The sequence below is a fragment of the Aquitalea pelogenes genome, from assembly GCF_001515305.1.
GTDB lineage: Bacteria > Pseudomonadota > Gammaproteobacteria > Burkholderiales > Chromobacteriaceae > Aquitalea > Aquitalea pelogenes.
On sequence record NZ_LNQV01000117.1, the window covers coordinates 1 to 549 of the forward strand.

At 41.7% G+C, this 549-nt stretch carries 1 protein-coding gene; it reads left to right on the forward strand.

Annotated elements, in window-relative coordinates:
* Positions 1–60 precede the first annotated feature (60 nt).
* On the forward strand, positions 61–549 hold a 489-nt coding region (locus tag AWT75_RS20445; RefSeq protein ID WP_153013420.1), incomplete at its 3' end, for a hypothetical protein.

Below are 549 nucleotides of genomic sequence, written 5' to 3' on the forward strand. Positions count from 1 at the left end.
CAATAACTCAGCTGAATGAAAGAAGAAAAATTGAGTGAATGATAAATATAGAGGAGAAGAATGAAATCCATCATCACCGCAGGCATCATCGCGCTGTCCAGCGCACCAGCCACCGCATACACCATCACGCATATTTATATAAAAGATAACGATATTGTCCGCACCAACATCAAGGAAGTAGAGTTTGGCTCACCGGGCAACACTTATGTCCATCTAGATGGCAATACTTGCGAAATAACTTACGGAGACGTCTTTACTGCCCAACAAATAAAAATGAGCTCAGACAAGCAATTTCTTATTCTATTCAATTCTTACATTGACATAGGACAGCTAAAAATCTGCAACACCAGAATGGAGGCTTCCAAAGTCACCGTAGGTGATCTATCTGACATGAACAAGCAAAAGGGCATTTTTCTGAGCGGAGATGACTACGGCTCAGATTGGTCATGCTCTATTGCATCGATAAGAAAAATACCTACAGGCGAAACAATAAGTATCGCAGCAAAGCCATTTTATGCGCAGAAAAAATCTGAGCGCACCATGCGCAAG